Here is an 18719-nt window from a genome sequence, read left to right as displayed (position 1 = left end):
CGGCACTCCCTTTCTTTGCCGCCGCAAAGAAAGGAAGCAAAGAAAGCGGCTTCACACCGCCAGCTCATAAGCGGGTCCCCCGGCCTGGAGGAGGCAGTGGCGCATCTGGAATCGGTGCCCTCGCGCATTCCGCGTTCGTGACAAGGCAGTCATACCGCCCGCCTCGCGCTGCGCGCTCGCCGGAACGGTCTGTCCCAAACCCGTCGCGGTTCGTGCGCGCGGTGGGGCCGCCGGCTTCGCCCGGCGATGCCGCGAAACGGCCGGCGGTCTGAAGGCGCGCGGGCGGGACGGAGCCACACAACGGGAGAAGCCGTGGGGCGCGGAAAATGACGGGACGAGAACGGTCGCGAGCGAAAGAGGCCGAGCACCTGGCAAGCCGAATGAGGGAAATCCGTCCACGACTCATGGAAAGCCCTTGGCATCGAACCGACCGACGTCTTGCAGAACGACCGCGACGGCGCGCGCAGCGCCGCCGGAAGGATGACTGCCTTGTCACGAACGCGGAATGCGCGAGGGCACGGATTCCAGATGCGCCACTACCGAGGCTGTGCGGGGGACTCGCTTATGAGCTGGCGGTGTAAAGCCGCTTTCTTTGCTTCCTTTCTTTGCGGCGGCAAAGAAAGGGAGTGCCGCCCCGCACAGGGGCAACGCCAATAGACCACAAAGAATTCAAGGAAAGGCCAAAGCAGCAAGCAACCCACCCCCCAACGACCGCAAAAAAGACCAACAAAAAACCCAAAACCCACACCCCACCCCACCCCGCCGAACAGGCAAAAAAACCACCCCCCCTCCGGGGCATATAATGTCGAACGACCCGCCGCCCCTCCGAAAAAATGCCCGACCTGCTAGCCAATCTCAACCCCGAACAACACGCCGCCGTCACGCTCCCGAACGAGCCCGCCCTCATTCTCGCCGGCGCGGGCAGCGGCAAGACCCGCGTCCTGATCACGCGCATCGCGTGGCTCATCCAGCACGGCCTGGCGTCGCCGGCCACGATTCTGGCGGTGACCTTCACCAACAAAGCCGCCCGCGAAATGATGTCGCGGCTGTCGTCGCTCCTGCCGATCGACACGCGCGGCATGTGGATCGGCACCTTCCACGGCCTCTGTAACCGCATGCTGCGCGCGCATCACCGCGACGCGGGCCTGCCGGCCACCTTCCAGATTCTCGATACCGCCGACCAGCTGTCCGCGATCAAGCGTCTGATGAAGGGCCTCAACATCGACGACGAAAAGTACCCGGCGAAAAATCTCCAGTACTTCATCAACAACGCGAAAGAACAAGGCCTGCGCCCGAAAGACGTCGACGCCACCGACAACTTCAACCGCAAATTCGTCGAACTTTACGAAGCCTACGACCAGCAATGCCAGCGCGAAGGCGTCGTCGACTTTCCGGAACTGCTGCTGCGCTGCTACGAACTGCTCGCGCACAATCCGCCGCTGCGCGCCCACTACCAGGCGCGCTTCCGGCATATTCTGGTCGACGAGTTCCAGGACACCAACAAGCTGCAATACGCGTGGCTGAAGATGCTGGCGGGCCAGACCAACTCGATCTTCGCCGTCGGCGACGACGACCAGTCGATCTACGCGTTTCGCGGCGCGAACGTCGGCAACATGCGCGACTTCGAACACGAGTTCAACGTCCGTCATCTGATCAAGCTCGAGCAGAACTACCGCTCGCACGGCCATATTCTCGACGCCGCCAATCAGCTCATCGCCAACAACTCGCGCCGTCTGGGCAAGAATCTGCGTACCGACGCGGGTCACGGCGAACCGGTCCGCGTGTATGAATCCGCGACCGATTCGCAGGAAGCCAGCTGGATCGTCGAAGAAATCAAGGCGCTGATCAGCACCGGCACGTCGCGCAGCGAAGTCGCGATTCTCTACCGCAGCAACGCGCAGTCGCGCACGATCGAACACACGCTGGTCAACGCGGGCATCGCGTATCGCGTGTACGGCGGCTTGCGCTTTTTCGAGCGCCAGGAAGTCAAGCACGCGCTCGCCTATCTGCGCCTCATCGACAATCCGAACGACGACACCGCGTTCGCGCGCGTCGTCAATTTTCCGACACGCGGCATCGGCGCGCGCTCCATCGAGCAGCTCGCGGACGCAGCGCGTCTGTACAACTGCTCGATGGCCGCGGCGATTCCGTACGTGGCGGGCAAGGCAGGTTCGAGCCTCGCGGCCTTCGCGAACCTGGTCGGCAAGATGCGCGCGGAAACGCAGCAGATGAGCTTGCCGGAAACCGTCGAATACGTGGTGCGCACGAGCGGTCTCTCGGAGTTCTACCAGAACGAACGCGAAGGCCAGGACCGGCTGGAAAACTTGCAGGAACTGGTCAACGCGGCCGCCGCGTTCGTCAGCGAAGAGGGCTACGGCATGGACACGCCGGCGCGCTCCATTCCGCTGCGTCCGGGCGCGACCGCCGCGCCCGAACTGGCCGTCGCCACCGACGATCCGAATACCGTCGTGCTCGACGCCCCCGGCATCGCCGACCCGGCGCAAAACCCGGACACGATGACCCCGCTCGCCGGTTTCCTGTCGCACGCATCGCTGGAGGCGGGCGACAACCAGGCGCAAGCCGGCCAGGAAGCCGTGCAACTGATGACGGTACACGCGGCGAAGGGCCTCGAGTTCACGGCGGTGTTCATCACCGGTCTGGAAGAGGGGCTGTTCCCGCACGAAAATAGCGCGATGGAATCGGACGGTCTGGAAGAGGAGCGCCGCCTGATGTACGTGGCGATCACGCGGGCCAAGGAGCGGTTGTATCTGTCGTTCGCGCAGAGCCGCATGCTGCACGGCCAGACCCGCTACAACATCCGGTCGCGTTTCTTCGACGAACTGCCGCAGGAAACGCTCAAGTGGCTCACGCCGAAGGTCGAGGCGGGCGCGCGCTGGGGCGGTCGCTCGGACAACGCGGGTTATGGGCGCGACTGGTTTGCGCGGCCGGGTTATACGGGGCCTGCATCGTCCACGCCCGCGCAGTTGCCCGCGTTCGCGAACGAGCAGCGTGCGGCGGAAACGGGTTTCCGCGTCGGCCAGCAGGTGTTCCACACCAAGTTCGGCGAAGGCACGATCACCGCGCTCGAAGGCGGCGGCACCGACGCGAAGGCGCAGGTCAAATTCAAGCGGCACGGCGAGAAGTGGCTGGCGCTCGCGGTCGCTAAATTGCAGGCGGTGGAATGAGCGGGACGGGCGCAGGTTCCGGGGTGTCCGGCGTCGAGGCTCAGGGCGTCGAGGCTGCCGGCACGCCGGCGGTGGTGGGTGGCTCATCAGCCGCGAGCAGGTCCGCGATCGATCCGAACCGCGGCGCCACGCCGCTTTCACAGCGGCCGCTCGGGATTCTGGCGGCGTTGCCGCAAGAGCTCGGCGATCTGATCGAAGCGATGCGAGCCGAGTCCGGCGTGCGCACGATCACGCACGGTCGGCGCGACTATCACCTGGGCACCGTCCACGGTGCGTCGTGTGTGGTGACGCTGGCGCGCGTCGGCAAGGTCGCGGCGGCGGCCACGGCCAGCGCACTGATCCATGCTTTCGACGTCGAAGCAATCGTCTTCACGGGCGTGGCCGGCGGCGTGGGGAGCGAAGTGCGAGTGGGCGACATCGTCGTCGCCGATGCGTTGCTGCAGCACGATCTCGACGCATCGCCGCTCTTTCCGCGCTTCGAAGTGCCGTTGCTGGGCGTCTCGCGATTCGACGCCGACGCAGCGCTCGCCGATCAACTCGCCGCGGCCTGCGAGCGGTTCGTCGCAGAAGAGGGCTTGGCCTCGGCCGCGCGTTTCGGCACACGTGAGCCGCGGGTGCATCGCGGTTTGATCATCAGCGGCGATCAGTTCGTGGCCAGCGCGGCCGGCGTTCAGGCCTTGCGCGAGGCGTTGCCGGATGCGCTCGCCGTGGAGATGGAAGGCGCGGCGATCGCGCAGGTCTGTTACGAATACGGCGTGCCGTGCGCGGTCGTGCGTACCGTTTCCGATACCGCCGACGATCACGCGCCCGAGTCTTTCGTGTCGTTTCTCACGGAGATCGCGGGGACCTATTCGAACGCGATTCTGACGCGGTTTTTGGAAGCGCGCAGTTCGACCGTCTGATGGAGCGTGTCGAGATGCGCGTGTCGACGCATCTATCACGACACGCGCTTCAGCCCCCGCCGCTGCCTTGCAGGCTACTTTCCCCCACCGTCGTCCAGCGCCTCGCGCACCTGCTGCAACGCCGCCGGATCTTCGATGGTCGGCAGATCGCCCGGCTCGCGTCCCTCGGCGAGCGCCGCGATCGCGCGACGCAGCAGCTTGCCGGAGCGTGTCTTCGGCAGCATGGACACCACCACGACCCGTGACGGCCGCGCAATCGCGCCGAGCTGGCGGTCTACCGTCGCCGTGAGTTCGGTATCCAGTTTGCCGCGCTTTTTCGTGTCTGCGTAAGCCTGCGCGTCGCGCAGCACCACGAAGGCCATCGCCGCCTGACCCTTCAACGGATCGGTAACGCCGACCACCGCGACCTCCGCCACGGCCGCATGGCTCGACAACGCTTCCTCGATCTCGCGCGTGCCGAGCCGGTGGCCGGCGACGTTGATCACGTCGTCGGTACGGCCGAGGATCGTCACGTAGCCGTCTTCGTCCTGCACGCCCCAGTCGAAGGTCGAATAGACCTGCTGGTTCGGAATGCTCGACCAGTAAGTGCTGACGAAGCGTTTGTCGTCGCCCCATACCGTCGACATGCAACCCGGCGGCAGTGGATAGTCCAGCGTCAGCACGCCCTTTTCGCCGGGCGGGCAGGGCTCGCCGGTGAGCTCGTTGCGCAAGGTCAGATTGAATCCCGCCGACGGCACGCCCGGCGAGCCAAGCCTGGTCGGCAGTGCTTCGACGCCGCGCGGAATCGCCAGCATCGGCCAGCCGGTCTCGGTCTGCCAGTAGTTGTCGATCACCGGCTTGCCGAGCGCGCCGGCGATCCAGGCGGCGGTGGGTTCGTCGAGCGGCTCGCCGGCGAGGAACAGCGCGCGCAGGCTCGTCAGGTCCGCTTGCTTTAGCAGCGCCGGGTCCTGCTTCTTCAGCACGCGCAACGCGGTCGGCGCGGTGAACATCAGATTGATCCGGTGATGAGCGACGAGACGCCACCAGATGCCGCCGTCCGGGCGGATCGGCGTGCCTTCGTACATCACGGTGGTGAGGCCCGCGATCAGCGGCGCGTAGACGATATAGCTGTGGCCGACCACCCAGCCCACGTCCGACGCGGTGAACATCACGTCGCCCGCCTTGCCCTGAAAGATGTGTTCCATCGATGCCGCCAGCGCGACCGCGTAGCCGCCGACGTCGCGTTGCACGCCCTTCGGCTTGCCGGTCGTGCCCGACGTGTACAGCACGTAGGAAGGCTCGTTCGATTCGAGCCATTCGCACGGCACGTGGGCGTCGAAGAACTGCTCGCGCAGCGGTTCGTAGGCGACCAGGTAGCTGGCATTGAGCCGCTCCGGCGCGAGTTGCCGGTCGATCAGCAGGACGCGCGGCGTCTTGTGTTGGGCACGGGCGAGCGCTTCGTCCATCAGCGGCGTGTAGTCGATCACCTTGCCGCCGCGCGCGCCGGCGTCGGCGGTGACGATCAGGACCGGCTTTGCGTCGTCGATGCGGGCCGCGAGATTGGGCGCCGCGAAGCCGCCGAACACTACCGAATGAATCGCGCCGAGCCGCGCGCAGGCGAGCATCGCGAACAGGGCCTCGGGGATCATCGGCAGATAAAGCAGCACCACATCGCCGCGTTTCACGCCGAGCGAGCGCATGACCGCCGCCATCCGGTTGACCTCGCCGTACAACTCGGCGTAGGTGTAGCGCCGCTCGATGCCGGTTTCCGTCGACACATAGACCAGCGCGTTCTGCTGCGCGCGCTCGGCCAGATGGCGGTCCACCGCGTTGTGGCACAGGTTCGTGCGGCCGCCGACAAACCAGCGCGCGAACGGCGGGTTCGAACGGTCGAGCACCGTCTCGAACGGCGTGTGCCAATGAATGCGCCGCGCTTCGTCGCGCCAGAATGCCTCGGGGTCTTCGATCGAACGGCGGTGGAAGTCGCGATAGCTTGTCATCTGCGGCGATCCTTCTGCTGCGTGAGTGAACGGATGTCGGGTCGTGCGGCCGTGCGGCGCGGTGCGAGAGCGGGGCGCGTATCCGCACAAGCATAGAGCAGGCGTGGCTCGGCGGACAACGCGGGTTCACCATGAGCGATGCGGCGTGCTATCGGGATGGGAGAAGAAAAAGAGAAAGGCGCCGAAGCGCCTTTCTCATAGCAGATTCGCTGTCAGCCGGCCATCACGCCTTTGCGCGCTTGCCCTCCACATCGGGCAGAAACACCGTCAGCACGCCGATCAGCGGCAGGAACGAGCAGACCTTATAGACGTACGTGATGCTGGTGGCATCGGCCAGTTGCCCGAGCACCGCCGCGCCGATCCCGCCCATGCCGAACGCGAAGCCGAAGAACAGGCCCGCGACCATGCCGACCTTGCCGGGAATCAGTTCCTGCGCATACACGAGGATCGCCGAGAACGCCGAGGCCAGCACCACGCCGATGATCACCGTCAGCACGCCGGTCCAGAACAGGTTGGCATACGGCAGCAGCAGCGTGAACGGCGCCACGCCGAGAATCGACACCCAGATCACATACTTGCGGCCGATCTTGTCGCCGATCGGACCGCCGATCACCGTGCCCGCCGCGACGGCCGCGAGGAACACGAACAGATGAACCTGTGCGGCCTGCACCGGCAGATGGAACTTGTCGATCAGATAGAAGGTGAAGTAGCTGTTGATGCTGGCGAGATAGAAGTACTTCGAGAACACCAGCAGGATCAGCACGCCCATCGCGAACATGACCTTGTTGCGCGACAACGTGGCGTGACCGGCGACGCCGCGCGCTTTCTTCACCGACGGATGCGCCTTGTACCAGCGGCCGATTTGCGTCAGCACGACCATCGCGACGAGGGCGGCCACCGAAAACCATGCGATGCTGCGCTGGCCGTGCGGAATCACGATCAACGCGGCGAGCAGCGGCCCGAGCGACGAGCCGGCATTGCCGCCCACCTGGAACAGCGACTGCGCGAGCCCGTGCCGGCCGCCCGACGCCATGCGCGCGACCCGCGACGATTCCGGATGGAACACCGACGAACCGCAGCCGACCAGCGCGGCCGCCACCAGCAGCACGCCGAAGTTGGGTGCGACCGACATCAGCAGCAGACCCGCGAGCGTGAAGCCCATGCCGACGGGCAGCGAGTAAGGCTTCGGATGCTTGTCCGTATAACTGCCGACCAGCGGCTGCAGCAGCGACGCGGTGATCTGATAGGTCAGCGTGATCAGGCCGATCTGGCCGAACGACAGCGAGAAGTTGTCCTTCAGCATCGGGTAGATCGCCAGGATCAACGACTGGATCATGTCGTTGAGCAGGTGCGAGAAGCTGATCGCGCCGAGCACGGAGTACACCGTGCGCTGCACTTTGGCGGCGGGTTGCGCGGCGGCGAGGGCGCTTTTATCGAGGCTCGTTTCCATACGCTAGATGAGAGAGAAGAAAAGGTGGATCAGGAATAACCGAGGCTGCTTGGGCGACGTTTCCAGTGCTGCGGCATTTCGACGCGGCAGTGTGCGTCGTCAACTGATTGTCGAAGTTTAATGTGGCCTGACCGAAATGTAAGGACAAGTTTTGTCGTGAATCGGACAGGGGCTGCTCATAAGGGCCAGAGACCGTGCGCCGAAACGGGGAACCGCGCGCACCTTGGCGGTGCCGGGGACGAGTGTGCTGCCACGGTTATGTATTGGCTGGCAAGTCGTCCGATATATGCCGACCAGTGAATTTTGGCCATGTATAAAACGGTCGCGGGCGCGCGGCTTACGAGGCGGCGCGCCGAGGACCGGGCGACAGACTTGGCAAGAACCGCGGCAAAACGCGTGGCGAAAGCGGCTGGCATTTTCGCGAGCGACGTTAAAGATCGCGGGCGTTCTTGCCGTAGACCCGGAGAGATAAGTAGCAATGCCGGAACAGACCTTCCGGCAGCTCTAAACGTGGGGACGGGGAATATGAAAGCAGTTTCGCTGGGAAGCCAGACGGGCGCGGGATTCGTACCGGAGGGAGAAGCGGCGGGCAAGCCGCCGCGTGGCCAGAGCAGCCGCTCGCGGGCGGTGAGGCTCAAGGGATTGTCGGTGAAGGCGATGTTGCGCCTCGCGTTTGCCGTGCTGCTGGTCGGCACGCTGCTGATCGGCGTATTCTCGCTGACCCAGATCAGCCGTCTGAATGCGTCGGCCCAATCGATCTACGATCAGGGGCACGTCGCCAGCCGTGCCGCGGAAGAAGCGCGCGGCTACATGCTGCGCGCGAGCCGCGCGCAAAAAATGCTGCTCACCGCCAGCACCGCGAAGGAGCGCGACGAACTCGGCACCGACATCGAGGCGGGCTTAAACGGTCTCGCCGCGCAACTCCGCACGCTGCAGCAGTACGTCGACACGTCCGACGCGAAGGCCGTCGATCAGCAGAAGAAATTCGCCACCGCCGTGACCGTGTGGAGCGGGCATCTGCGCGACTTCGTGACGCTCGTGAAAGCGCAGCCGCTCGACCTCTCGCAGATGAACTGGCAGGTCGGCACGCAGGACGTATCGCTGCTGGTCGAAACCGGCAAGCTTGAAAAAATGGTCGACGAACTCGTCGCGCAGCGCGGCACGGCGGCCAAGGCGACCATCGAGGCGTCGGGCTTTATTTACCACTCGTCGTTCGTGATGCTCGCGGTGGCGACGCTCGGGCTGATCGTGCTCGCGTTCGGCATCAGCGAGTGGGTGGTGCGGCGCCTTGCCGGCCAGCTCGGCGGTGAGCCGGCGTATGCGAAGGAAATTGCCAGCCGGATCGCGGCGGGCGATCTGTCGGTGGAAATCGCGCTGGGTCGCAAGGACAAGTCGAGCATGCTGTTCGCGCTGAACGACATGCAAAGCGGGCTCGCCACGACGGTCGCCGATATTGCGTCGAGCGCGGATGCGATCGCGACGGCGTCGGGTGAGATTTCGATGGGCAATCTGGACCTGTCGCAGCGCACCGAGCAGCAGGCCATGGCGCTCGAACGCACGGCGAGCAGCATGGAGCAGTTGACGTCGACGGTTCGCCAGAACGCCGATAACGCGAAGCAGGCGAGCACACTGGCCAACAACGCCTCGGAGATCGCGGAGAAGGGCGGCGCCGTGGTGAGTCGCGTGGTCGCGACGATGAACGACATCAACGATAGCGCGCGCAGTATCGGCGACATCATCGGTGTGATCGAGGGGATTGCGTTTCAGACCAATATTCTGGCGCTGAACGCGGCGGTCGAGGCTGCGCGCGCCGGCGAGGAAGGGCGCGGTTTTTCGGTGGTGGCTGCCGAGGTGCGCAATCTGGCTCAGCGTAGTGCCGCTGCCGCGAAAGAGATCAAGGGGTTGATCAGCACGTCGGTGGAGCGTGTCAGCAATGGCTCGACCCTCGCTCAGGACGCCGGACAGACCATGGATGAAGTGGTCAAGGCGGTGAAACGCGTGACCGACATCATGGGGGAGATTTCTGCGGCTTCTTCCGAGCAGAGTGCGGGGATCGAGGAGATTAATCTTGCCGTGACGCAGATGGATTCCGGGACGCAGCAGAATGCTGCGTTGGTGGAGGAGGCTACTGCCGCTGCCAGATCTTTGGACGATCAGGCGCGGGGGTTGAAGGTGATGGTGGGGAAGTTTAGGTTGTGAGGTTGGTTTTACCCTGGCGGGTTGGTTGGTTGTTTTGTTTGTTTGGGATGCTTGGGCGTTGGCCTTTCCTTGATTTGCTTGTGGTCTATTAGCGTTGCCCCTGTGCGGGGCGGCACCTACTTTTCTTTGCCGGCCGCAAAGAAAAGTAGGCAAAAGAAAGCGGCTCACACCGCTAATTCTTAAGCGGGTCCGCCGCACAGCCAAGGTAGTGGCGCATCTGGAATCGGTGCTCTCGCACACTCCGCGTAAGTGACAAAGGGCTCATTCTTCCCGCCTCGCGCTGCGCGCTCGTCGGAGTGGTGCGGCTGAAAACAGCGGAGTCGTTCTTATGGCGGGCACTGGCTCCGCCTCGGAATTGGCAGATGCCAAACTCGCCTGCTCAATTCTTCGACGTTGCACTTAGGTTCAGTAAAGTAGACATCCTAACTATTGAAAGCGCAAAAAAACCGAAGGTTGGTTTGCCGAGCAACCACGACGGCGCGCGCAGCGCCGCCGGAAGAATGAGCCCTTTGTCACTCGCGACGAATGCGCGAGAACGCCGATTCCAGATGCACCACTACCGTGGCTGCGCGGGGGATCCGCTTAAGAATTAGCGGTGTGAGCCGCTTTCTTTTGCCTACTTTTCTTTGCGGCCGGCAAAGAAAAGTAGGTGCCGCCCCGCACAGGGGCAACGCTAATAGACCACAAGCAAATCAAAAAAATCCCAACACCTTAGAAATCCGAACAATTCAACCAGCAACCTTCCCACCTGCAGGCATAACAACAACAGTACAAGTAATCCCAGCAGCAAGCACAACATCATCGGGCACCGAATCAATCCTAACCCTCACAGGAACGCGCTGCGCCAACCGAACCCAATTAAAAGTAGGATTCACATCAGCCAGCAACTCCCGGCTCTCCGGATTATCCCGATCATAGATCCCACGAGAAATACTCTCGACGTGCCCTTGCAAGGTGCCACCACTCATCAACCGAACTTCAGCCTTATCGCCAACCCGAACATGAGGCAGCTTGGTCTCCTCAAAATACCCATAAACCCAGAACGAGTGACTATCGACAATCGCCAGCTTGGCGGCGCCAGCAGTCGCATAATCCCCCCGAAACACGCTGAGATTAGTGACATACCCATCAACCGGCGACACCACCCGCGTCCGTTCGAGATTCAACTTTGCCGCATCCAGAGCAGCCAAAGCCTGCTGATAAGAAGCCTCCGCAGCCGAAGCCGTATGAGTCGCATTCTCGCGACTTTCTTTAGACACAACCAAAGCATCCATATCCGCGCGCCGCTGCGCATCATCGCGTTTCATCTGCAACTCGGCCTTGCGCGCCGCCACCGCCGCCTGCGCCTGCTCAACCGCAATCTGATAATGCGACGGATCGATCTGCATCAACAGATCGCCTTTCTTCACCAATTGATTGTCCTTCACTGGGAGATCGACAACCGCGCCGGAAACATCCGGCGCGACATTCACGATCTCGGCGCGCACGCGGCCATCGCGCGTCCACGGTTCGTCCATGTAATGGACCCACAGCACGCGTCCAATTAAAATCGCGACGATAAAAATAACGGCTGTCGCGACGAAGCCCACAAGATTTCGGATGGTCATGTTTCGACTCTGATCAACGATAAACGGCGAGACCCAGCACGCCGCACACACACACGAGCAAGCTGGCCCGGAACAAGGACGGATGCCACACCACGCGATACACGCCCGTATAGGCAATCACGCGGTCCAGCACCCAGGTAAGCGCGGCGCCCGCGATGAACAGCAACACGATGGCCGGCACGTAGGCGTCGAAAACGGCGATATCACGTGGCATGAAGAACTCCCTCTGACGCGTCGGCACGTCCGCTCATCAGCGGTTCAAGCGGCGATTGCGGATCGAGCAGCGCGGTACGAATGAAATGCAGTTGACTCAAAATGCGTTGCAGCCGATGCCGTTCTTCGCGCGGCGGCGTGAAAGTGGCCAGCATCTGCTGGACGGCGGCGATGGCGTCGCTGGTCGCGGCGAGCGCGCGGTCGAAGCGGTCCTCACGCGGCCGCTCGAAAAGCGCGGCCAGCGTATCGCGCATCGAACGCAACGCGACGCGCCACGGCATCGACTTCGCATAGCGCGCGTCGGCGGGCAGCGCCGCCACTTCGCGGCGCAGGTCGATCACCGCGTTGCCCACTTCGAGCACCGAGAAGAGCCAGCGCAAGGTGTCGCGTTTCAACTCGGGTTCGTTCTGCGCGAGCGCATTGATCTGAAACATCAGATCGCGCGCGCCGCTCTCGAAGCGCGACCTCACGCGACGCAAGCCCGCGCGGCTCGCCAACACGACCTGGCGGCGCAGGTCCACCAGCAGGCGGTTGCGCAGCCACGGCGTCGAAGGCGGCAGCAACACCGCGAACGCGATCGACGACACCAGCATGGACAGCACCAGCGCCAGCGCATCGTTCATGAAAGCGCTCGGGTCGTAGTGAATCACGTTGTCCGGGCCGGCCAGGAAACAGAAAAAGATGCAATAGCCGACACCATAGCCGGCCAGCGCGGGCCGCGTCGTCATGAACACGCCGAGCAGCAGGAACGGCGTGAGCGCGGCGCACAGCAGCGGAAAGCCGTCGATGTGCGGAAACACGCCGTACACCGCGATCATGCCCATCACGGTGGCGACCAGCGTGCCGCCGGCCATCTGGAACGCGGTGCGCTTCGGATTCGGCGACGACGACGCCAGCGCGCAAACCGCCGCGGCATTCAGCGTCAAGGTCGAACCGCTCGGCCACGCGGTCGCGATCCAGAACGCGCCGAGCGCCATCATCACGAGGGCCGCGCGCACGCCTGCGACGCCCGCCGCGATCGCGTTCGTCTTTGGTTCGTAACGCTCGATCCAGCGCTCGCGCTCGTGCGTATCGACTGCAAGCGACGCGTACGTGGCCGCATACGCATGCAGATCGTCGATGAAGCGGTACAGCAGTTCTGCGCCGGTGTCGAAATCGAGCAGCGGCGCGTCGGGATGCGCCTCCAGTTGCGCGCGGGTCGCCCGCACGCGTTTGGGCAACTCGGCTTTGTAGGCCTCGAGTTGCGCGGCGGCGTGCGCGGCGTCGGCGGCGCTCAGCACGGGCTCGCCGGACTTCGCGAGCAGCGGGGCGATTTCTTTGAAGTACGGTTCGAGCGCGTCGATCGCGGTGGCCGCGCCGCTCGTGTTCGTGTTGCGCAAGCGGTTCATCAACTGATGCAGCGCGTGAAAGCGCGTCGACGCGGTCATGAACTCGCTGTTCAGACGCGCGAGACGTCCGCCGCGCATGCGCGAATCCGGGCCCTCGAACACGGCCACGCTGCGCGCCGCTTCGAAACCGACGATGTCGGCGACAAAGCGCGCATTGGTCGCTTCGATCTGCGCGCGGTCGTTGCGGCCGGCGAGCGACGTCGACACATACTCGACGAACGCCGAGAACCGCGCGCGCACGGTGCCGCGCATCTGCAAGCCGGCGAACTGCGGAAACACGAGGCCGCTCACCGCGCCCGCGCAGACGATGCCGACCACCACTTCGGCCACCCGCGTGAGCGCGCTCAGAAACGCGCCGTCCGGATGCTGCGAGGCGGGAATGCCGATTAGCGCGGCGGTATAGCCGGCGAGCACGAAACCGTACGAGCGGAAGTTGCGATTGCGCGCGGCGCCGGCGGTACAGATGCCGACCCAGATCGCCGTCGTGACGATGAACAGTTCGGGCTGCTGCGCGAAGAGGCCGATCAACGCGAGCATCACTACAAGGCCGACCAGCGTGCCGCAGATCCGGTAGAAGCTCTTCGCGAACACCATGCCGCTTTGCGGCTGCATCACGATGAACACGGTGGTCATCGCGGTGCGCGGTTGCGGCAGGTCGAGCTTCATCGCAATGCCGAGCGCGAGGAAGCAGGCGGCGAGCGCTTTGAAGAGGTAGATCCACGTGAGGCCGTCGTTGCGGGCCCAGTCGGCGGCGGCCGCGTAGAGCGCGGCGGACTTCGCTGTCAACGCCGACCGCGAGGCGGAAGCAGGGGAGGCGGACATGATCAGCTTCCCGACTTAGCCGATCGGGCAGCGGCATTTGTGCTCGCTGACGCATTTGCGGGTATTGATCCGGCGCGTGAATTCGGCGGTGTGTTCGCCGCCATCGACCCAGCGCTGGAACCCACCGCCCCGTTCGCCTGTAGACCGCCAACGGCCGAACTCGCCACTTTCCCCTTCCCATGCGCCGGCAACGTCTCATTCGCCTGCGGACCATTAGCCGGGTCGTCGAGTCCACCGCCCAACGCGGTGACCAGCGAAGCATGCGCGCCCAGCCGTTCGGCCTGAATCTTCGCGACGCCTTCCTGCGCGCGCAGCAACTGATTCTGCGCAACCAGCACGTTGAGGTAGTCAGTCAGGCCGCGCCGATATCCTTCGCGCGACAGATCGTAATTCTTGCGGGCCGCCGCGACCGAACGGTCGGCGTCGTCGGCCTGAGTGGCGAGCGAACGGATGCGGATCACCTGATCGGAAATGTCCTTGAGCGCGCCGACAATCGACTGGTTATAACTCTCGACGGCTTCGTCATAGCCCGCCGATGCCGCGCCGAGTTGCGAACGCAACCGTCCGCCGTCGAGGATCGGCAGCGACAGCGCCGGCCCCGCGCTCCAGCTATGCGACGGATTCTTCAGGAACTGGAACAGCGGCCCCATCGCCGCATAACCGCCGATCGACGCCAGCAGGTTGATGTCCGGATAGAAGTCGGCCTTAGCGACGTCGACGCCGCGCGCTTGCGCCGCGACGGTCCAGCGCGCCGCGACCACGTCCGGCCGATGGCCGATCAGGTCCGCGGGCAAGGCGCTCGGCAATCCGGCAGGCCCCATCTGGAGCGACAGGCTCGGACGCTGGATCGAATCGCCCGCGCCCGGACCTTTGCCGGCCAGCGCCGCCAGCTGATTGCGGCCGAGCGCGATCTTTTCTTCGATTTCGTCGATCTGGCGTTCGTATTCCGGCAGCGGCGTTTCGGCCTGGCTCACTTCGAGCTGCGTGCCGATGCCGCCTTTCAGACGCCGGTTGGCCAGATCCACGATCTGCTGCTGTTGCTGCAAGGTGGCCTTGGCGATATCGAGCAGCGCGTAGTTCAGCGACATCTCGATGTACGTGCGCACCACGTTGCCTTCCAGTTCGAGCTGGGCGGCGCGCGCATCGGCCGAACTCGCGTGCGCGGCGTCGAGCGCGCGTTCGGCGGCGTTCTTGTCCTTGCCCCAGATGTCGAGGTGATACGACAGGCCGAGCGTGCCGGTGTTGTTCCACGACTGCTCGCCGGCCAGCGGCCCCGGGCCGTAATAAAGGTTGTCGGCCCACTTCTGGCGCTGGATCGAAAGACTGCCGTTGACTTGCGGCGACAGCGCCGAGCGGGCGACACCCGCCATCGACATGGCTTCGCGCACGCGCGCCTGGGCGGCGGCGAGGCTCGGGTTGCCCGCTTGCGCGTCTTCGATCCACCGGTTCAGTTGCGGATCGTTATAGGCGCGCCACCAGTCGAGCGCGGGCCATTGGGCGTCCGCGTTGGCGGCGCGGATCGCGTTGCCCGCGTCGAGCGAAGCAGGCTCGATTCCGCTGGCCTGCGGCGCAACGCCTCCGGTACTTGCACAGCCGGCGATTGTTAATAGGATCGTAAGAACCGCTGCTGCGGCGATCCCTTTCTGTACCGGAGACTGCACGATTTCCTCCAAAATTGGCTATAGAAGCATGTGCGTCATTATATTTTTCGATTGATTGGGGAATAACCGGTAAAGATGCAAGGCATTCTTACGCAATATGAGACAATCGCCTTTGCGAATCGTGTAACAATCGCTTCCGATCACAAGGGAAAGTTATGGATACGCTTCAAAACATGCGCGTATTTGTCCGTGTCGTCGAAGCGGGCAGCTTCACGGGCGCCGCGCAGCATCTGAATACGACAACTGCCTACGCGTCGCGCGCGGTGTCCGATCTGGAAGCGCATCTGCGCACGCGTCTGTTGAACCGCACCACGCGCCGCATCGCGCTGACCGAAGCCGGCGAGCGCTACCTGCAGCGCTGCGAGCAGATCCTCGCGTACGTGGATCAGGCGGAGGCCGAGGCGAGCGACGCCCACGCCCGCCCGTCCGGCAAGCTGAAGGTGCACGCCATGACGAGCTTCGGCCAGCACTACGTGGTGCCGGCCGTCGGGCGCTATCAGGACCGTTATCCGGACGTGCAAATCGAATTGACGCTCGCGCAGCGCATGCCCGATCTGCTGGACGAAGGCTTCGACGTGTCGCTCACGCTCGCCACCGGTCTGCCGGATTCGGGGCTGGTGTCGCAGCGGCTTGGCAGCGCGTTCAGCATTGCGTGCGCGTCGCCCGCCTATCTGGAGCGGCACGGCGTGCCGCAAACGCCGGCGGACCTCACGCGCCACACGTGTCTGCAAATGGTCACGCCCGTCTTCCCGACCGAAAAATGGATTTTCGACGGCCCGAACGGCGAGGAAACCATTGCTCTGGGCGCGACCACCTTCCAGGTGAACGTCGCCGAAGCCATGGCGGTGGCGGTGTCGAGCGGCATGGGCGTCGGGCTGATTCCGATCTATTCGGCGATCAGCGGCTTGCGAAAGGGCGAACTCGTTTGGCTGCTGCCGGAATACACGTCGCAGGCAATGAATCTGTATGCGTTGTACCCGTCCCGGCAGTATCTGGATGCAAAGATCCGCACGTGGGTCGAGTTCCTGCGCGACGAATTGCCCGCCACGCTAGCCGCGGATCAGGCGGAACTGCGCGAGTTCGCGCGCACTTGATACCGCGCCGCGCGGGCGTTCCGGCGATGATCGACGGTTTGCCGGAAGCTGGCGCGAGCGGCTGTTACATAGCTGCCGCGTCGCAACATTTCCTTACTTCTGCAGCGCGGTCGATTTGCTAACGTGTCGTTCATGCGCTGCGGTCTTGCATCGGGCGCGCTGAATTCGCCGCAGTTCGGCAAATCGCAACAAAATCGCAACGACAGAAGGACGAGGGATTCATGGATACGCATCTGATGATCGGCGTGGCCGTCATGTTTGGCTTGATCGCAATTGCCGCGTCGCGCGATTTGCTGCGCCGGTTGCGCGATCAGCAGCCGCAACTGGTGCCGGTCAAGGTCGAGCGCCCGGATTCGCAGGGGCAGCGGCGCGATCGTTGAGACTCGTCGTGGCGTCCTTGCTAGCGGGCGGCCGGGTTTTCGTCCTTTTGGGTGACGTGTTGATGCGGGCTCGCGTCGGGCGCTGACGTTGCGTTTCGCGCGCGGCGATTGGTGCTTCCGTCTTGGCGCGTCGCAGTTCGCCTTCCTTCCGCGCTCAAATCCGGCGCTCAAATCAGTTCACTGCTGCGATCAGACCCGGCTCGTCGGTGAGTGTGCGGTCTACTTCGTGGCTCACTCTGTGCCAGCGAAAGCGCGCGGCGGCGATGCCGGCGGTGCGCGTCAACTGCTCGAGTTCATCGAGCGGCAATTCAGGGTCCAGCCAGCGGCGCGCCGCGTCCGGCGCGAATGCCAGCGGACGGCGGTCGTGCACATCGACGAGACCCGCGTCGGCGATGGCCGTCACGATTACCATCCCCATGCCTTCCGTTTGCGGCTCAGTGCCGCGCACGCTCGAGAGCGCCGCGAGATACATGGGCGCGTCGCTCTTCAGATGCACGAAGTAGGGTTGGCGGCCTGGTGGCTCGTCTAGCCGGTCCTTGCTGTCCGCGATGTTGGCCAATGGCGCGGTTTCCATGCGCCACTCGAACCAGCCGTCTGCCGGCACCAACACCCTTCCGGTTCTCCACAAGTCCTTGAAGTAGCGGCCGTGCGGCGCGGCGTCGGCGCGCGCGTTGATCGTCTGCGGCAGATGCTGTGCGCGTGCCCAGTCAGGGCAATAGCCCCAGTGGACCGCGTGCACCGTTTGGTCCGGGAAGATGGCGAGCGGGTGAGTGCCGGGCGCGAGGTTGTAGCCGGGGCGGCGATCGGCGGCGTCGAAGAGCATGAGCGGGTCGGCGAGGCCGAGGTGCTCGGTGTAGAAATGCGGATCGCGGTACTGGCTGATTCGACCACACATGAGCGACCTCCGGGGACGACCGGCGTGGGTTTCGATAGCCGCGGCTGGATAACCGCGATTCGACAACCTCGATAGCGTAGTGCGTGCTGTGCGGGCGCGCTATTCAGATCGGCCCCAAGCCACCTCAAGCCACCGCTATATCTCTACAACCTTATCCCACGCAAAAAGCGGATTCTCCAACTGGCGAGTGCGCCGGTCGAGATAGCCGCGCGGATTGCAGACCACACGCGTGCCGTTCACGCTGTAATCGAACGGCGTATGCGTATGCCCATGAACCCACAGCGCGACAGGCGGGCCGACCAGGTCCGGCAAATGATTGACGAAGCCCGCCGACACGAGGTCTTCCGCATAACGCTCGGCCAGACTCAGCCGATGCGGCGCGTGATGCGTGACCACAATCGTCTTGCCGCCGAACGGCCTGGCGAGTTCACCCTCGAGCCAGGCGCGCGCTCGCCGGTGCAGTGCAAGCGAGTCGCCGGGCGTGAAATCGCGCGTGGCGTCGTGGGTGTCGTGCGGCCAGTTCATCTGGATCAGCCCGCGGAAGTCGAGCATCGCCTTGCGCGACGCCTCGATCGAACTGGCGAGCGCGTCCGGGTCGTTTCCGTATAACGCGAAGTCGGTCCACAGAGTCGTGCCGAGCACGCGCCACCGGCCTTGCGGGTCGACCAGCGCGGCGTTGTTCAGCACGTGCACGTTCTCGACCTGCGTGGCCGCGTCGTAGAGCGCTGCGTCGAGCGCGCTGAACTCGCCGTCGTAGTATTCGTGATTGCCGGGCACGTAGACCACCGGCACGGCGCCGTCGAAAGTCTGCGCGGCCCAGCGCGGTCCAGCCGCGTGATTGTGGATGTCGCCGGCCAGCACGATCAGATCCGCCTGCGCATGCGGGATCAGCTCGGGCTCGTCGTTCTCCAGATGCAGATCGGACAGCACTCGAATCTTCACGG

General features: G+C 64.2%; 13 protein-coding genes. 5 read left to right on the top strand and 8 right to left on the bottom strand.

Annotation, left to right across the window (positions count from 1 at the left end):
• Positions 1-833: 833 nt before the first annotated feature.
• Positions 834-3185 carry a UvrD-helicase domain-containing protein gene (locus ACFSNN_RS23750; protein WP_134458388.1) on the top strand — a complete coding sequence of 784 codons (2352 nt, stop codon included), beginning with the start codon at positions 834-836 and terminating at the stop codon, positions 3183-3185.
• Positions 3182-4087, top strand: a complete 906-nt coding sequence (locus tag ACFSNN_RS23745; protein ID WP_244322820.1) for a 5'-methylthioadenosine/adenosylhomocysteine nucleosidase — start codon at positions 3182-3184, stop codon at positions 4085-4087. Before ACFSNN_RS23750 ends, ACFSNN_RS23745 begins: the two co-directional genes overlap by 4 nt.
• Positions 4088-4161: 74 nt before the next feature.
• Here the strand turns inward: ACFSNN_RS23745 and ACFSNN_RS23740 are convergent, their stop codons facing one another.
• Entirely contained in the window at positions 4162-6156 is a 1995-nt protein-coding gene (locus tag ACFSNN_RS23740) for a propionate--CoA ligase (RefSeq protein WP_377765391.1), read from the bottom strand.
• Between the two features lie 133 nt (positions 6157-6289).
• The gene (locus ACFSNN_RS23735; RefSeq protein ID WP_134458392.1) at positions 6290-7516 is read right to left on the bottom strand and encodes an MFS transporter; all 1227 of its coding nucleotides are present in this window, start codon (positions 7514-7516) and stop codon (positions 6290-6292) included.
• A 525-nt stretch (positions 7517-8041) separates the two neighbouring features.
• On the opposite strand from ACFSNN_RS23735, the gene ACFSNN_RS23730 reads away from it, so the two are divergent.
• A complete protein-coding gene (locus ACFSNN_RS23730) occupies positions 8042-9715 on the top strand; it encodes a methyl-accepting chemotaxis protein (protein WP_134458394.1) in 1674 nt (557 codons plus the stop codon).
• Between the two features lie 728 nt (positions 9716-10443).
• On the opposite strand, the gene ACFSNN_RS23725 is transcribed toward ACFSNN_RS23730, so the two are convergent.
• The 4 genes from ACFSNN_RS23725 to ACFSNN_RS23710 are packed head-to-tail and all read right to left on the bottom strand — an operon-like array spanning position 10444 to position 15406.
• Positions 10444-11322 (bottom strand): efflux RND transporter periplasmic adaptor subunit, encoded by an 879-nt coding sequence (locus ACFSNN_RS23725; protein ID WP_012433768.1) that lies wholly within the window; start codon positions 11320-11322, stop codon positions 10444-10446.
• Positions 11323-11335: 13 nt separating this feature from the next.
• Positions 11336-11536 carry a DUF1656 domain-containing protein gene (locus ACFSNN_RS23720; RefSeq protein WP_012433767.1) on the bottom strand — a complete coding sequence of 67 codons (201 nt, stop codon included), beginning with the start codon at positions 11534-11536 and terminating at the stop codon, positions 11336-11338.
• Positions 11526-13745 (bottom strand): FUSC family protein, encoded by a 2220-nt coding sequence (locus tag ACFSNN_RS23715; RefSeq protein WP_134458396.1) that lies wholly within the window; start codon positions 13743-13745, stop codon positions 11526-11528. The genes ACFSNN_RS23720 and ACFSNN_RS23715 overlap by 11 nt, the downstream gene beginning before the upstream one ends.
• 2 nt (positions 13746-13747) lie before the next feature.
• The gene (locus ACFSNN_RS23710) at positions 13748-15406 is read right to left on the bottom strand and encodes an efflux transporter outer membrane subunit (RefSeq protein ID WP_134458398.1); all 1659 of its coding nucleotides are present in this window, start codon (positions 15404-15406) and stop codon (positions 13748-13750) included.
• A 155-nt stretch (positions 15407-15561) separates the two neighbouring features.
• On the opposite strand from ACFSNN_RS23710, the gene ACFSNN_RS23705 reads away from it, so the two are divergent.
• Together ACFSNN_RS23705 and ACFSNN_RS23700 are read left to right on the top strand one after the other, a co-directional pair.
• The gene (locus ACFSNN_RS23705) at positions 15562-16500 is read left to right on the top strand and encodes a LysR family transcriptional regulator (RefSeq protein ID WP_134458400.1); all 939 of its coding nucleotides are present in this window, start codon (positions 15562-15564) and stop codon (positions 16498-16500) included.
• Positions 16501-16721: 221 nt separating this feature from the next.
• Positions 16722-16880: a hypothetical protein gene (locus ACFSNN_RS23700; RefSeq protein WP_012433763.1), complete on the top strand. Its 159-nt coding sequence runs from the start codon at positions 16722-16724 to the stop codon at positions 16878-16880.
• 172 nt (positions 16881-17052) lie between these two features.
• On the opposite strand, the gene ACFSNN_RS23695 is transcribed toward ACFSNN_RS23700, so the two are convergent.
• Together ACFSNN_RS23695 and ACFSNN_RS23690 are read right to left on the bottom strand one after the other, a co-directional pair.
• Positions 17053-17775: an SOS response-associated peptidase gene (locus ACFSNN_RS23695; RefSeq protein ID WP_134458402.1), complete on the bottom strand. Its 723-nt coding sequence runs from the start codon at positions 17773-17775 to the stop codon at positions 17053-17055.
• Positions 17776-17910: 135 nt separating this feature from the next.
• Complete coding sequence (locus tag ACFSNN_RS23690; RefSeq protein ID WP_134458404.1) at positions 17911-18717, bottom strand: metallophosphoesterase; 807 nt, start codon at positions 18715-18717, stop codon at positions 17911-17913.
• Positions 18718-18719: the final 2 nt, after the last annotated feature.

Origin of the sequence: Paraburkholderia dipogonis (assembly GCF_042680985.1) — a bacterium.
Taxonomy (GTDB): Bacteria; Pseudomonadota; Gammaproteobacteria; order Burkholderiales; family Burkholderiaceae; genus Paraburkholderia; species Paraburkholderia phytofirmans.
Note: the sequence above shows the minus strand (reverse complement) of the source record. Positions and strands in the feature narration are given on the sequence as shown.

What these genes read in the sequence shown, in the direction of transcription:
- ACFSNN_RS23750 (WP_134458388.1), top strand. Translation starts at nt 834, where the DNA reads ATGCCCGACCTGCTAGCCAATCTCAACCCCGAACAACACGCCGCCGTC.
- ACFSNN_RS23745 (WP_244322820.1), top strand. Translation starts at nt 3,182, where the DNA reads ATGAGCGGGACGGGCGCAGGTTCCGGGGTGTCCGGCGTCGAGGCTCAG.
- ACFSNN_RS23735 (WP_134458392.1), bottom strand. Translation starts at nt 7,516, where the DNA reads ATGGAAACGAGCCTCGATAAAAGCGCCCTCGCCGCCGCGCAACCCGCC.
- ACFSNN_RS23730 (WP_134458394.1), top strand. Translation starts at nt 8,042, where the DNA reads ATGAAAGCAGTTTCGCTGGGAAGCCAGACGGGCGCGGGATTCGTACCG.
- ACFSNN_RS23725 (WP_012433768.1), bottom strand. Translation starts at nt 11,322, where the DNA reads ATGACCATCCGAAATCTTGTGGGCTTCGTCGCGACAGCCGTTATTTTT.
- ACFSNN_RS23720 (WP_012433767.1), bottom strand. Translation starts at nt 11,536, where the DNA reads ATGCCACGTGATATCGCCGTTTTCGACGCCTACGTGCCGGCCATCGTG.
- ACFSNN_RS23715 (WP_134458396.1), bottom strand. Translation starts at nt 13,745, where the DNA reads ATGTCCGCCTCCCCTGCTTCCGCCTCGCGGTCGGCGTTGACAGCGAAG.
- ACFSNN_RS23705 (WP_134458400.1), top strand. Translation starts at nt 15,562, where the DNA reads ATGGATACGCTTCAAAACATGCGCGTATTTGTCCGTGTCGTCGAAGCG.
- ACFSNN_RS23700 (WP_012433763.1), top strand. Translation starts at nt 16,722, where the DNA reads ATGGATACGCATCTGATGATCGGCGTGGCCGTCATGTTTGGCTTGATC.
- ACFSNN_RS23695 (WP_134458402.1), bottom strand. Translation starts at nt 17,775, where the DNA reads ATGTGTGGTCGAATCAGCCAGTACCGCGATCCGCATTTCTACACCGAG.